Genomic DNA, 14,314 nt, shown 5'->3' on the forward strand with positions numbered 1-14,314 from the left:
TGACTGGGTTTCATAATTCATCCTATTTATTATTATTGTTAGAACGGCTTTTAACAATAATAAAAATTACAAATGTTAACAAGCTGTTTCTATTAAAAGTTAAACAAATTTTAATGCTTTAAAGTCAAACAACTCTAAACTAATAACCTTGCTGCTTATTAATGCAATTAATTAATGGCTGTCTCGCTTTTAAGCGCAAAATATTATCTGCTATTTGTTCAACAACACTATCTAGATCTGACAACGCAGCACAATGCGGCGTTAAAGTAATATTTGGGTGCTGCCAATAAGGGTGTTCGCTTGGTAGTGGCTCATTGGCAAATACATCAAGCGTTGCTGCTCGTAAACGTGCGTTGTTGAGCGCATCGAGCAAATCAGCTTCAACAACATGCTCACCTCGGGCCACATTAATTAACACTGCGTGCTCAGGAAGTTGCTTAAGCAACTGTTGATTAATAATACCTTTGGTATTGCTAGTAAGTGGCAGTAGACAGATTAAATAATCTGTATTCACTAACATATCATTTAGTCCCTGATCACCATGGTAGAGTGTTGCTATGATTGATGTTTTAGGGCTTCGGCTCCAAGCATTAACTTTAAAACCATTATTAGTCAACCTGTAGGCACAAGCTTGGCCTAATTCGCCAAACCCTAAAATACTCACTCGATCGTGCCTATACGCTCTTTTGGGCTTCCATTCACTTTGCTGTTGTTTTAAGAAATATTCTTTTAATCGCAATTTTTGCGCTAATACATGGGTAAGAACATATTCAGCCATGTCGTTGGCTAACTGTTTATCGACAATGCGCACTACTTCAACATGTGCAGGTAGTAAACTTAAATCGATACTATCAACCCCAGCACCAAACGATGACACCGCTTTCAAATTTATCAACTTTGGCCATAAAGACGCGGGCGCATTCCAAGCCAGTACAAATTCCACACTTGCAAAATCTTGGCAATCATCAAGCTGCTCAATTTGAATATTGGGTAATTGTGATTGCATTTTTGCAATTAATTTTGTGTTATCTCGACCGGTAATCGCGACTAAAACTGACATGATGATTCCTTAAAAAGTAACCGTAAATAGTAGTACTGGTATGGTTTAATTCAATAGTAAGTAAACGGTTTTAAAAAGTCACACAACTGACCGCGTATTGTCATATCCGCACTCTAAGCTAAACATATTGGCCTTAGCCTAGTATAAAAAGAGGTGCGTATGATCAGTGTAGATAAAGTAATAGCAACCAATTTACCACAGTTAACTAACTCATTTAAAATAAAAAAACTGGTAAAAAAAAGTCTTAGCTACTTATTACATGAACAAGAATTTACAAACTTTGCAACTGCCTATCCCCACCTTCAAGGAATAGAATTTGTAGAGCAAGTACTTGATGAACTTGATTTTGAAACTCGTTATAAAGCTAAGCAAATAGAAAATATTCCCAGTGAAGGAAAAATTGTCATTATTGCAAACCACCCTATCGGCTCCTTAGATGCGCTTGCATTAATTAATGTGTTATCAACGGTAAGAGCCGATTTAAAAGTGGTGGCTAACCGTATGTTAATGACCGTTGACGCCATGCATTCGTTATTACTACCCGTTGATAACCTATCAGGGCAAAGTAAAAAACAAGAGCTGAGTAATATCCACCAGCACTTAAAAAATGAAGGAGCGTTACTTATTTTCCCTGCCGGTGAAGTTTCTCGACTTCGTCCTACGGGTATAAAAGACTGCAAATGGAACAGTGGCTTTTTACGCATTGCTAAAAAGGCTAACAGCCCTATTTTGCCTATCTATATTAAAGCCAGAAATAGTCCGCTGTTTTACGGCGCATCAATGCTTTATAAACCACTGGCTAGCTTATTACTGGTAAAAGAAATGTTTAAGCAACGTCAAAAATCACTCGAGTTTGAAATTGGCGCTTCCATTGCTCCTGAGTCTTATTTAATCCCAGACTTAAAAGACAAAGAAGTGGTTGAGCTAATCCGTAAGCAACTATACCGTTTAACCACAAAAAAAACGCTACCATTAAAAACTCATGCTCCAATTGCCTCTCCTGAATGTAAAAAAGAATTAAAAAAAGCCATAGAATGCTGCGAACATTTAGGTAAAACCAGTGATGGCATGGTGATTTATTTGTACCAATACCAAGGAAGCTCTCCCTTATTTCGTGAACTGGGCCGCTTACGAGAAATCGCTTTTCGGGCTGTAGGTGAAGGTAGTGGAAACCGCCGAGACATAGATAAATACGATATGCACTATCAGCACTTAGTATTGTGGGATGAACATGCACTAGAGTTGGTGGGTGCTTACCGATTAGCTTGTGCACAGGATGTGATTGAACAACACTCACAAAGTGGGCTTTATACCGATAGCCTATTTAATTATACCCAAGATATGACTCCTTATTTTAAACAAGGCATAGAGCTAGGCCGAAGCTTTGTACAACCTAAATATTGGGGCAGAAAAAGTCTCGACTACTTATGGTATGGTATTGGCGCTTTTATAAATCGCTACCCTCAATACCGTTACTTATTTGGTGCGGTGAGTGTGTCAAACGCACTACCTGAGCAGGCAAAGTCTTTATTAGTGCATTATTATCAGCACTATTATGGCTGTGAAAAATCACTCGCAACGCCTAACAATGCTTTTCGTCACACACCTGATCAGCAAACTCAGTGCACTAACTTGTTCGAGGGTAATAATATAAAAGAAGATTTTGTAGAGCTTAAACACATACTCGCTAACATGGGCACGCATGTACCCACACTATTTAAACAATATACAGAGCTATGCGAACCAAATGGAGTTAAATTTTTAAGCTTTAGTATTGATCCACAATTCAATAATTGTATTGATGGCCTAGTATTGGTTGATCTTGAAAAAGTAAAACCAAGCAAAGCAAAACGCTACTTGGGTACTGATAAATCAGCATCAGCAAGTTAAAGCGTTAACCCTTAATCGAATAACTATTAAAGCGGCATTAAGCGGCGCTTTAATAGTTATTAATACTTCAAGGCTGAGTAAAAATACCATCGAGTAATTGCGTATAAATCTTTTCTATTTCTAACAAGTCGCAAATCGGTACATGTTCATTAACCTGATGAATACTATGGTTTCGTACCCCACACTCTATGACTTGTGTTTTTTGCTGTGCAAAAAATCGTCCGTCCGACGTCCCACCACTGGTGCTTAATAAAGGATAATTCCCCGTCACTTTAAAAATTGCCTGCTCTAACTGAGCGAGTAAGCAACTCTCAATCTTATGGCTTGTATAATAGGGTTCACATGGACGCTCCCACTGTATAACCAAATGCTCGCTGAAATCCTTCAGTGCAGCAAACACACGTTGCTTAACATGCTTACTTTTATACCCATGGCTATAGCGAATATTAAAAGTAATATCACACTGAGCTGGCACGAGGTTATCTAGCACATTATCAATATTAATACCGGTGACTTGCAGCGTTGTTTTTGAACTAAGTTCATCTAAAGGCCAGTCTATTTGTGTGAGCCTGTTAACCACTTCAGCACTGATGTGCGCAGCATTAATGGTATTCTCAGGATAGGCTACATGCCCAGCCTTTCCTTGAATAGCTAATCGCGCAGATAAGGCTCCACGTCGACCATTTTTTATAGTGTCACCTACCTGCAGGTGGCTGGTTGGCTCACCAACAATACAGCCATCAAGCACAACGCCCTGTTGTGCTAATCGCTTGGCAATCAACACAGAACCATGCTCCGCCTCACCTTCTTCATCTGAGGTGATCAGCCAAAATAATGCTCCCTGCTTTTGCTGCGCGCTGTTTATTAACGTCTGCGTTGCACTTAGCATCGCGGCAATGCCTCCTTTCATATCGGCGGCACCACGCCCATAAATTGCATCGTTAATTATGTGTCCACCAAACGGATCGGCTAACCAGCCACCTTGCGTTGCGGGTACCACATCAATATGGCCAGAAAATGCCACCACGGGGCCTGCCCCAAAGGTTATTTTTGCAATTAAGTTTGTCACATTATTAGAACTAAATTGCTCTGTACTAAAGCCTAACTCAGTAAGGTGGTTCGCAAGCCACTCAATGCCACCAGCTGGATTAGGAGTAATCGATTTAAATCGGATCAGAGTTTGTAAGTGACTCACTGTTTTTAACTGTGCAATAGTTAAGTACGGCGCTTGTGCTTTTGTATTGATAGCTTTTGTCATAATAAACACACCTCGTTTTAGCAGTGTATTTATTACAACGACTTTTTATGACCGCATTATGAATTTACTAGCTAACGTGCGCCCTCTTCTATTAATGTTTCTCGTGTAACCTGCACTATGTGCTTATCTTCTTTAGTTAACTTGGTTTTTTTCCAAGAGCCACGCATAAACCATGCAAATGCTATCAATGCGATGGTTATGTTAGTAATTGCAAAAGAATACCAAATGCCTTGATCGCCAAGCTCAGTATGATTAGAAAGAATATAAGCGGCAGGGAACTGCACTACACATTGTGATAATAACGCGATAACCATTGCATTGAGCATATTACCTGAGGCACGAAAAGCAGCAACAATACAAAGTTGCACCCCTATTCCACCCCAACTTAAGCACATTACTTGAATAAACTGCGCCCCATTAGTAATAACGTCATTATCGTCAGGAATAAAAAATGCAACTAATGAATCTGCATATAAATATGCAATGGCGCCAACACATGAGAGCCCTAACAAGCCCCACACACTAGCAAGTTTAGTGATCTGCTCAGCCCGCTTGATATTACCAGCCCCCATATTTTGCCCAACCAAGGTTGATACCGCCATTGATAAGCCCATAGCGGGGATCATTACCATTTGCAAAATATTAGAGCCAACACCATAAGCAGCAATTGTCGTAGTACCAAAGCTGGCAACTAGAAATGACATGATGATCAAACCAAATGCACGTGTCGATAATTCAATAGAGCCAGGCGCTCCCAAGAAAAAAGCGCGCTTAATATAGTGCCAGTCGGGGTAAAAGCTTTTAAGCTGTAATTGAATACCATGTCGACCACGTAAAAATATAATGATGCCCGCAAGCGCCGCTAAGCTCTGTGTAACCAATGTTGCTAGCGCAGCGCCCATCACACCAAGCCCCTCAAAACGACCATAGCCAAATATGAATAACGGATCGAGTATAAAATTAAGTAACACGGTTGTGCTGACTATAATTAACGGCACCTTCGTTTGCCCTATACCCCGCATCAGCGATTGAAACATGGCATAAATAAACACAAAAATAACGCCAATAAAAGATACATGCATAAACTTAAGTGCATCACTATATACGGCCGCTTCAACCCCCAGTAAGGTTAAAAAATAAGGTGATAATGCATAGCCTAGTAACCCAAGTAATAGTGCAACTAATGTCACCATTAACACCGTTTGCGCGGCAACATGGTTAACCTTATCTTGTTGTCCTGCCCCCATGTATTGGGCTGATAAAATCGCCCCAGCCATAGCAAATCCTGAACCTATCGCAATAACTAAAAATGTGACAGGCATACTAATAGATACAGCAGCCACTTGCGCAGCCCCTAACCGGCCAACCCAAAAAGCATCTGTAAGCTGATAAGCAGACTGCAAAATATTAATGAGGACAATAGGAATGCCTAATTTTAATAGCGCTTTGGCAATAGAGCCTTGAAGAAATAGTTGACCAGAGGGAGTCATGAGGCCGCTTACTTTTATTAAACCGTGAACATAGCCCTAGTTTAACAAAACTAGCTGATTATATTCTGAATACTTCGTTTACGGCCGGTATTTAAGTGATCAGTCAATAATTTTTGAGCACTAAGTAAGTAAAAGTTTAATCTAAATCAATAAATAGAGGCTCTTTACTTATACGCTTTTGAAACTTTGATCTAGAACAGGTTTTTATTTTTAAACTCGAGCGATAATAGCCTCAATCAACAAATAGTCACACAGTAGTTCACGGAGAACAACATGAAAACTAAACTAAGCATTGCAATACTTACTTCTTTACTAGCTCTTTCTCCTGCAGCACACGCTAACTTTAGCGTTAATGTTGGCGCAATTAATGTTAACCCTGATAACGATGGCTCAAAGATTAACGAAGCACCTACTCTTGGTTTAAAAGGTGATTCAAATACTCAGTTAGGTATTACTGTAGATTATGCATTTAACGACCAATGGGTGTTAGAGCTTATTGCAGCAACGCCATTCTCTCATGATGTAGAAGGTACAGGCGGTTTAGCTGGTAATAAAATTGCCGACATTAAACATTTACCACCATCACTGGTTGCACAATACCACTTTTTAGACAGCAGCTACGCACTTCGTCCATTTGTTGGTGTAGGTATTAACTATACGACGTTCTTTGACGAGCAGCCTTCTGCAGCACTTAAAGCAACTTTAAATACTGACGACGTGGAAGTAAAACTAGATGATTCATTTGGTTTTGTTGCTCAAGTAGGTGCTAACTACAAGATTGATGAGAAATGGGGCCTACACGCTATGGTATCTATCATGGATATAGATACTGATGCGACTGTATATGCTAATGGCGCAAAAGCATTAACTTCAACCGTGTCACTTGACCCTGTTGTAGCTATGTTTGGTCTTAAATACTCGTTTTAATAACGATTATGTGTGTGTTAAAAAGGCCGTAAGGCCTTTTTTTTTGCGTGTAATTAACGAGGTAAGTTATTTACTTTTTTTTGCTCAAGCATTTCTTTCCAATGAATTATTTCTGCCGGTAAAATAGGTGCTACGCCTTCAAAACCAGCAACCTCCAGCATATGCTCAACGCTTACCACCCCTTTTTTACTTTTAAATACGCCACGTACATAGGCAATTGCATGTAAGCCACGCTCTGAATGAAATTTTTGTTCAATATAAAAGTATTTATGATCCCAGCCGACTAAACGGGTACTAATGGTAAAGCGCTGCATAGGCTTAATATCACGGATATAAGTAATGGCGGTTGCATTAACAATAGGAAACCAACGACGCTTCATTATTTGCTTTAGTAAACCAACTCGCTCGGTCATCCATGTGCGCGATAAATCCATCATTGCTAAATAGCGTGAATTAGTTAAGTGCAAATTAATATCACAGTCACTTGGCAGTGCTTTGTAGTCTATATCAACCGTGTCTAACAATGATTGATAATCACGATTACGTTTAATTTTGAAAAATAATAGTAGCAGTCTAAAATATAAATTCACAGCAGAGGTCTTACCAGTTTGTTTTTTGTGAGTGTATCATAGCAATTGATCCCCTAGGGTATTTTTACACCAAGGGGACAATCACTAAGAAAAGTTGTTTTAATATCTATCTTTAAACTTTAACCGTTTTACGATTAATACCGTAATCACGTAGTTTATTAGCTACCGCTGTATGACTTAGCCCTAAGCGCTTAGCTAACTGACGTGAACTTGGATAAGCTGGATAAAGCTTACGCAATAAGGTAGCTTCAAAACGCTTAACCGCTTGATCAAGCGAGCCCTCAAAATCAGACTCTAAATAGCCTAAATCATGGGTAAAGGTCGGCAGTTGTAAATGCTCAACTCGCAGTTCACTGTCTTCTAACAACGATACCGCACGGTAAATAGCATTTTCTAATTGGCGCACATTACCTGGCCATGGGTAATCTTGTAAAAACGTTAAACACTCTTCAGATAGCTCAGGCACAGTATGGCCATTTTGCTGCGCATATTTTTGAATAAAGTGCTCAGCAAGTGGGCCAACATCGGCTTTACGATCTCTCAGTGGTGCAATTTCTAACGTTAGTACATTAATGCGATAGTATAAGTCTTCTCTAAATACGCCTTCTTGCACCATTGCAGGTAAATCTTTTTGGGTAGCAGCAACTATGCGAACATTTACTTTAACTTCGTTTTCATCGCCTACTTTTCGAAACGTACCGTCTTGTAAAAAGCGCAGTAATTTAGTTTGGAGCTGAGTCGACATTTCACCCACTTCATCTAAAAATACTGTTCCACCATCCGCTTGTTCAAGTACACCGCGTTTAGGCGCTGCATTTTCTTCATATCCGGCGTAACCAAAAAGCTCTGACTCGGCAACATCATCTGGTAACGAGGCACACGATAAAGCGATAAACGGCTTTACTGAGCGGTTAGATGCATAGTGACAAGCTCGCGCTAATAACTCTTTACCTGTGCCGGTTTCACCGGTGATAAGAATAGGGGCTTCAAGTTGCGCCATTTTACGCGCTTCGCGTACAACACGACGCATCGCCGTACTAAAATTGTGAATTGTCGCAAAGCTTTCTTGGCCATAGCGTCTAAACGCACTCACTTGCTGACCTAGGCGGCTTTGCGATTTTATATTAATTACCGCACCCGCTAACACATCCCCCTCACTGCCTTGTGGTACAGCAATAGGTAAAATATCGGCAATAAAGTCTTCACCTGCCACTTCTACACGGGTAGTTTGCCCAAGTACTTCTTTGCCTTCTAACCAACGGGTAAAATTAAAACCTTTAAGTAAATTATTGATATTGGCGCCAATGACTTCTTTTTCTGTTAGCTGTAAGTCTTTACACGCCGCGTCGTTACACAAACGCACCCAGCCTTTAGCATCAATAGATATAACACCATCTGGCAGTGCTCTTAATAAGGTGTTTAATTCATTGTGCTCACGTTCAGAAGGTAAAAACGCGGTGGTACGTACATCATGTACACCATCGATCAATCGAATTGAAGGCATAATTTTTTGAAATTGTTCAAATTCAATTTCAGGAAAACTCACATACATACGGCAATTAACTGAGTCGACTTCAATTCCTTTCAAGTCAACATTGTAGCTAACTAAAATATTAAGAATCTCTTGAGCAATACCAACTCGGTCTGCACAGTGAATATCTAAACGCATACACCCTCAGGTAAGGAAAAAACTAATTGGCGTGAATAATACGCTAACTATGATTATCAGCATAGTTTATTGTAAAGAAATTTGGACGAAAAATGTTTTTTTACTTCCTAGAGCGCTTTTTCAAGCACTTAAAATATTTAATCTTGGCTGCTCACTAAAAGTCGGGGTCATTACATGTAAATATAGCCAAACTAACTTTGTATAAATTATATTCTCCAATGGGCTAATCATTGCTGTGCATCCGCTAATATTTGCTCATGTTTAATCTAAACGGTGATTATTAAAATAAAGTAGTAAAGGTTAACGATTGTTGAATAACTTGGTGCTTGTAACCCCCCGTAAATAAAGCGGTTTTATATTTTTTCAATAGAACTTAAAACCGGATAAAAGATAGCTTTGCAAAGACAATGTTACTTGTGTTGTTAAATATCTTTTTTGATAAGTTTAGGTGTTTAGTGCAACAACTAGAACTTTAGCTGTTGGTATTTAACAATTACATAACGGATGTGTGATAGCGCGCTCAACGCTTCCCCTCGTACAAAGGTCTATGTATACTTAAGCGCAATTGTAACTAGGATAAGGGTGTGACTCTTACCTAAACGTATAGCTGCGTTTAGCAAACCATTACCTTAGCTGCATAAAAACACTGATGATCGAGCATTTATTATACTTTTTAGAAGTAACAATTTAGCTAAATAAAAAACCACAAGGTCATCAAAACAATAATGAATTAGGAAGTAAATATGAGTTCAAATTCTGACAGTGGCTGGTTTGGTCACCCTAAAGGACTTTCAACCCTGTTTTTCACAGAAATGTGGGAACGAATGAGTTACTACGGTATGCGAGCTATGCTCGTATTATTTATGACAGCAAGTTTACAACAAGAAGGCTTAGGATTTACCGTTGCTTCTGCTGCTGCAATTTATGGCTTATACACAGGTTCAGTATACTTTTTAGGTTTACCTGGTGGCTGGTTAGCAGATAGATTATTTGGTGGTCAAAAAGCAGTATGGTACGGCGGTATCATCATCATGTGTGGCCACATTATTTTAGCCGTTCCGCATGAATATTCTTTTTTCATTGGTTTAATCTTTGTCGCAACGGGTACTGGTTTACTTAAACCTAATATCAGTGCCATGGTTGGTCAGCTTTATACTGACGAAGATGAACGCCGTGACGGTGGTTACGCTATTTACTACATGGGTATTAACTTAGGTTCTTTAATTGGTTACTACGTTTGTGGTTACTTTATGGAAAACGTAGGTTGGCACTGGGCATTTGGTGCAGCTGCTGTAGGTATGGCTATTGGTTTAATACAATACAAACGTACACTTAATAACTTACCAGAACATAGCTCGTTACCTGCGAATCCATTAAGCCCTAAAGGTGCTTCACGCGCCTGGGGCGGTATTGCTGCGTTTGTAATTGTTGTTGCCAGCGTGACTGCTGCTGCGATGACAGGCGCTATAGTTATTAACCCGACTATTGTTGCAGGTTACACAGCAGTTGTATTTACTGTTATCTTTTTCATTTACTTTGGCGTTGTTTATTTCAAAGGCAAACTAACCGACGCTGAAAAGCAAAGAATGTGGGCGCTATTTTTAGTCTGTGTCGCTTCTGCGTGTTTTTGGTCTGGTTTTGAACAAGCGGGTTCTTCATTAAACCTATTTGCTCGTGACTACACAGACCGTCTTATTGGCACATTTGAAATTCCAACGACTTGGTTCCAATCTTTAAACTCGCTATTTATTATTGCCCTATCACCATTTTTTGCCGCTCTTTGGATTAATTTATCTAAGAAAATGGTTTCGCCTACTTATAGCGTAAAATGTGCGTTGGGCTTAGTTATTATGGCTTCAGGCTTTTTAGTTATGTTTATGGCAGCACATTATGCAGCTGAAGGCTTAAAAGTAGCTCCTTACTGGCTGGTTACAACGTATTTCTTACATACAGTGGGTGAGCTTTGTTTAAGCCCAGTTGCATTGAGTGCGGTAAGTAAATTATCTCCTCGTCGCTATACGGGTCAAATGATGGGTGTATTTGTACTGACATACTCAATTGGTAACGTAATTTCAGGCTTACTTGCTGGTAACTTTGATCCTAACAATGTTGCAGAAATTCCTAACCTTTACTTACAAATTGCATTATTTAGTATCGGTGTAGGTATCATCTTAGTGCTGATGAGCTTCAAAGCTAAGGTATGGGAAAAACAAGGTTTAGAACAAACCGCACCAGCACAATAATTTAGGTTTATCACAGTGCGTAATTATGCGCTTTGACTAATGATATTAAATACCCCCTGCAGCTAACTGCAGGGGGTATTTTTATGGCTAACTAACCTAATTGTTACAGCGTAATACTACACAGTAAGTGAGTTAATGAATCAAACCCTCAGTATCTATTGCTTTGTTAATGTTGTGAGCAGCTACGCTCAGGTTGAGTGTAAACAATAGAATACAAAAACCACTCTTTTTTTAGTATGAAAAAACTAAAAAAACAGATGGGCAATTAAATTTAAAAACAATAAATTCAATAACATAAATAAAAAATACGTACATTATCCGAGCTAGCTAATTTTTACTTACCTCGGCACGTATGTAAATAAATATCATACTTTGCTAACCGTCCCGTAAAATTTACACACGCGCTATTTACTAAATAACAACACCCTCTTCCCCAAAGCAGTAATCTGGTTAATCATGCAGGCAATACGATAACTAATAATCGCAGTGCTTAATTGCGGGAGTAATTATAATGAGTGAAGTAAATAATCCTTTAGGTTTGGTTGGTATTGAGTTTACTGAATACGCAACACCCGATGCCGATTACATGGACAAAGTGTTTACCGATTTTGGTTTTTCAAAATTAAAAAAATTTAAAGGTAAAGACATTGTTTATTACAACCAAAACGATATTCATTTTTTACTAAATAATGAACGCGACGGCTTTTCAGCTGAGTTTGCTAAAAACCACGGCCCAGCAATTTGTTCTATGGGCTGGCGTGTAGAGAACGCTCAAGCAGCGTTTGAAGCTGCGGTTAAGCGTGGCGCTAAGCCTGCCACTGATGCAGCTAATAAAGACTTACCATACCCTGCTATTTACGGCATTGGCGATAGCTTAATTTACTTTATTGAACAATTTGGAGATAAAGGCTCTATTTACGATAATGATTTCGAAGATCTGAGCGAGCCAAACAAAGTAGAGAGTAAAGGCTTCTTACGTATCGATCACTTAACCAACAACGTATATAAAGGTACTATGGAAACATGGGCTAACTTTTACAAAGACGTGTTTGGTTTTACCGAAGTACGTTACTTTGATATTAAAGGCCAAAAAACAGCCCTGCTTTCATATGCATTAAAATCACCATGTGGCACCTTCTCTATTCCAATCAATGAAGGTAAAGGTAACGATAATAACCAAATTGATGAATACCTAGGTGAATACAATGGCCCAGGTGTGCAACATTTGGCGTTCTTAACTGACGACTTAGTAAGCTCATTAGATAAGCTTGATAAATCGACTATCGCTACTTTAGATATTATTCCAGAGTACTACGATACTATTTTTGACCGTGTTCCATGGGTTAAAGAAGACAAAGAGAAAATCCGTGAACATCAAATCCTTGTTGATAGCCAAAGCGAAGATTGCTACTTACTGCAAATTTTCTCTAAAAACTTATTTGGTCCTATCTTCATTGAAATGATTCAACGAGTTGATGATGGCGGCTTTGGTGAAGGTAACTTCCAAGCGCTATTCGAATCAATCGAGCGAGATCAAGAACGCCGCGGCGTTTTATAAGCAAATAAAGTAACTTTAAAAAGCAGCGTATTTCGCTGCTTTTTGTCGTTTAATCGTAATTGAGAGGTAAAACTATCTCTCTGTGTGTTTAAATCGCGCTTTTCATCACCATATAGCTAGGTAATAGATGAAATTAACGGGTGCTATATTCTTATTTAATAAATTGATATTTATACTGATAAGCGCGACCAACTAAACCAAAGGAAATGTAATGAGTTTAATTAACGAAACCCATGATATAAATTTAACTAGCTGGGTAGCATCAGCAAATGATGCACAATGTGACTTCCCTATTCAAAACCTACCTTTTGCAGAAGTACGTCGCAAAAATAGCAATGAAGCTTTTCGTGGTGCTGTTGCCATTGGCGATCAGGTTATTGATTTAGCAAAAGTAAATGAACTCGGTATTTTTTCAGGTGACGCCCAAATAGCCGTTGCATCTGCAAGTAACCCGACTTTGAACGAGTTTATGGGATTAGGTGAGCAATATTGGTCAGCGCTTCGTTTAGCACTGTCTAAAGCATTACGTGAAGGCTCTGCTCATCAAGAGCAACTAGCACAAGCGCTTATACCTCAAAGCGAAATTGAATTTGCTCTACCTTGTCGCATTGGCGATTACACTGACTTTTACACATCAATTTATCATGCGACTGCCGTAGGAAGTTTATTCCGTCCCGATAACCCATTACTACCAAACTACAAATGGGTGCCGATTGGTTATCATGGTCGCTCATCGTCTATTGGCGTGTCTGGTCAGCAGTTTCATCGCCCTAAAGGACAAACTAAAGCGCCAGATGCAGAAGTTCCTTCATTTGGTCCATGTAAGCGCCTTGATTATGAGCTGGAACTAGGTATTTACCTAGGTAAAGGTAATGATCTGGGCGATGCTATTGCAATTGAAAATGCTGAAAAGCATGTATTCGGCTTTTGTGTTTTCAACGATTGGTCAGCACGTGATTTACAAGCATGGGAATACCAACCGCTTGGTCCATTCTTAGCGAAAAATTTCGCATCAACCGTGTCTCCATGGATTGTTACTACCGAAGCACTTGCACCATACAGAACAAGCTGGACGCGTGATGAAAATGATCCGCAGCCACTCGAGTACTTAGAATCAACGGCTAACCGTGATCAAGGTGCATTTGATATTCAAATGGATGTTAAAATTCAAACACAAAAAATGCGTGATGAAGGCTACAACCCAACTCAAGTGTCTAAGTCTAGCTTTAAGCACTCATACTGGACTGTAGCGCAAATGGTAACTCACCATACCGTAAACGGGTGTAACTTTATGCCAGGCGACATGCTGGGCTCTGGCACGCAATCAGGGCCTACTCACGAAGAAGCGGGTTCATTACTTGAGCTTTCTCGTGGTGGTAAAGAAAAGATTACTTTAAGCAACGGCGAGCAGCGTAGCTTCTTGGAAGATGGCGACAACGTTATAATGCGTGGCTGGTGTGAAAAAGAAGGCTTTGCACGTATTGGCTTTGGCTTTGTAGAGAGCACCGTACTACCAGCAAAATAATATATAAAATCAATAAACTAGTAAAAAAGGGTTGTTGAATAAGCAGCCCTTTTTTATTAATTAAGCCGAAGTTACAATTTTTTTCTGGCTTTTTTAGTTCAAAT

The 14,314-nt window shown here is 39.3% G+C and carries 10 protein-coding genes; 5 read left to right on the forward strand and 5 right to left on the reverse strand.

Features of this window, described 5'->3' with window-relative positions; translation table 11 throughout:
* Positions 1 to 139: 139 nt before the first annotated feature.
* Positions 140 to 1,060, reverse strand: coding sequence for a glyoxylate/hydroxypyruvate reductase A (locus DK924_RS14850; RefSeq protein WP_109875553.1), 921 nt, complete (start codon positions 1,058 to 1,060; stop codon positions 140 to 142).
* A 159-nt stretch (positions 1,061 to 1,219) separates the two neighbouring features.
* On the opposite strand from DK924_RS14850, the gene DK924_RS14855 reads away from it, so the two are divergent.
* Positions 1,220 to 2,950 (forward strand): lysophospholipid acyltransferase family protein, encoded by a 1,731-nt coding sequence (locus tag DK924_RS14855; protein ID WP_010391261.1) that lies wholly within the window; start codon positions 1,220 to 1,222, stop codon positions 2,948 to 2,950.
* Between the two features lie 67 nt (positions 2,951 to 3,017).
* On the opposite strand, the gene dapE is transcribed toward DK924_RS14855, so the two are convergent.
* Both dapE and DK924_RS14865 read right to left on the reverse strand, forming a co-directional pair.
* A complete protein-coding gene (dapE, locus tag DK924_RS14860) occupies positions 3,018 to 4,208 on the reverse strand; it encodes a succinyl-diaminopimelate desuccinylase (RefSeq protein ID WP_109875554.1) in 1,191 nt (396 codons plus the stop codon).
* 71 nt (positions 4,209 to 4,279) lie between these two features.
* A complete protein-coding gene (locus tag DK924_RS14865; RefSeq protein ID WP_054202105.1) occupies positions 4,280 to 5,698 on the reverse strand; it encodes an MATE family efflux transporter in 1,419 nt (472 codons plus the stop codon).
* 273 nt (positions 5,699 to 5,971) lie between these two features.
* Between DK924_RS14865 and DK924_RS14870 the strand changes: the two genes are divergently transcribed.
* Positions 5,972 to 6,625 carry an OmpW family protein gene (locus DK924_RS14870; RefSeq protein WP_010391257.1) on the forward strand — a complete coding sequence of 218 codons (654 nt, stop codon included), beginning with the start codon at positions 5,972 to 5,974 and terminating at the stop codon, positions 6,623 to 6,625.
* A 53-nt stretch (positions 6,626 to 6,678) separates the two neighbouring features.
* On the opposite strand, the gene DK924_RS14875 is transcribed toward DK924_RS14870, so the two are convergent.
* A complete protein-coding gene (locus DK924_RS14875) occupies positions 6,679 to 7,215 on the reverse strand; it encodes a thioesterase family protein (RefSeq protein WP_008109547.1) in 537 nt (178 codons plus the stop codon).
* 112 nt (positions 7,216 to 7,327) lie between these two features.
* Entirely contained in the window at positions 7,328 to 8,884 is a 1,557-nt protein-coding gene (tyrR, locus tag DK924_RS14880) for a transcriptional regulator TyrR (RefSeq protein WP_008109548.1), read from the reverse strand.
* A 743-nt stretch (positions 8,885 to 9,627) separates the two neighbouring features.
* On the opposite strand from tyrR, the gene DK924_RS14885 reads away from it, so the two are divergent.
* The 3 genes from DK924_RS14885 (at position 9,628) to fahA (ending at position 14,210) form a co-directional block, all read left to right on the forward strand.
* Positions 9,628 to 11,127, forward strand: a complete 1,500-nt coding sequence (locus DK924_RS14885; protein WP_109875555.1) for a peptide MFS transporter — start codon at positions 9,628 to 9,630, stop codon at positions 11,125 to 11,127.
* 511 nt (positions 11,128 to 11,638) lie between these two features.
* On the forward strand, positions 11,639 to 12,685 hold the full coding sequence (gene hppD, locus DK924_RS14890) for a 4-hydroxyphenylpyruvate dioxygenase (RefSeq protein ID WP_008109551.1): 1,047 nt from the start codon (positions 11,639 to 11,641) through the stop codon (positions 12,683 to 12,685).
* 211 nt (positions 12,686 to 12,896) lie between these two features.
* Positions 12,897 to 14,210 (forward strand): fumarylacetoacetase, encoded by a 1,314-nt coding sequence (gene fahA / locus DK924_RS14895; RefSeq protein WP_109875556.1) that lies wholly within the window; start codon positions 12,897 to 12,899, stop codon positions 14,208 to 14,210.
* The last annotated feature ends 104 nt before the right edge of the window (positions 14,211 to 14,314 follow it).

The sequence above is a fragment of the Pseudoalteromonas sp. meg-B1 genome, assembly GCF_003173795.1.
In the GTDB taxonomy this organism is placed as follows: domain Bacteria; phylum Pseudomonadota; class Gammaproteobacteria; order Enterobacterales; family Alteromonadaceae; genus Pseudoalteromonas; species Pseudoalteromonas undina.

Coding starts and splice junctions, on each gene's coding strand:
- hppD (WP_008109551.1), top strand. CDS start 11,639: ATGAGTGAAGTAAATAATCCTTTAGGTTTGGTTGGTATTGAGTTTACT.
- DK924_RS14855 (WP_010391261.1), top strand. CDS start 1,220: ATGATCAGTGTAGATAAAGTAATAGCAACCAATTTACCACAGTTAACT.
- tyrR (WP_008109548.1), bottom strand. CDS start 8,884: ATGCGTTTAGATATTCACTGTGCAGACCGAGTTGGTATTGCTCAAGAG.
- dapE (WP_109875554.1), bottom strand. CDS start 4,208: ATGACAAAAGCTATCAATACAAAAGCACAAGCGCCGTACTTAACTATT.
- DK924_RS14870 (WP_010391257.1), top strand. CDS start 5,972: ATGAAAACTAAACTAAGCATTGCAATACTTACTTCTTTACTAGCTCTT.
- DK924_RS14850 (WP_109875553.1), bottom strand. CDS start 1,060: ATGTCAGTTTTAGTCGCGATTACCGGTCGAGATAACACAAAATTAATT.
- DK924_RS14865 (WP_054202105.1), bottom strand. CDS start 5,698: ATGACTCCCTCTGGTCAACTATTTCTTCAAGGCTCTATTGCCAAAGCG.
- fahA (WP_109875556.1), top strand. CDS start 12,897: ATGAGTTTAATTAACGAAACCCATGATATAAATTTAACTAGCTGGGTA.
- DK924_RS14885 (WP_109875555.1), top strand. CDS start 9,628: ATGAGTTCAAATTCTGACAGTGGCTGGTTTGGTCACCCTAAAGGACTT.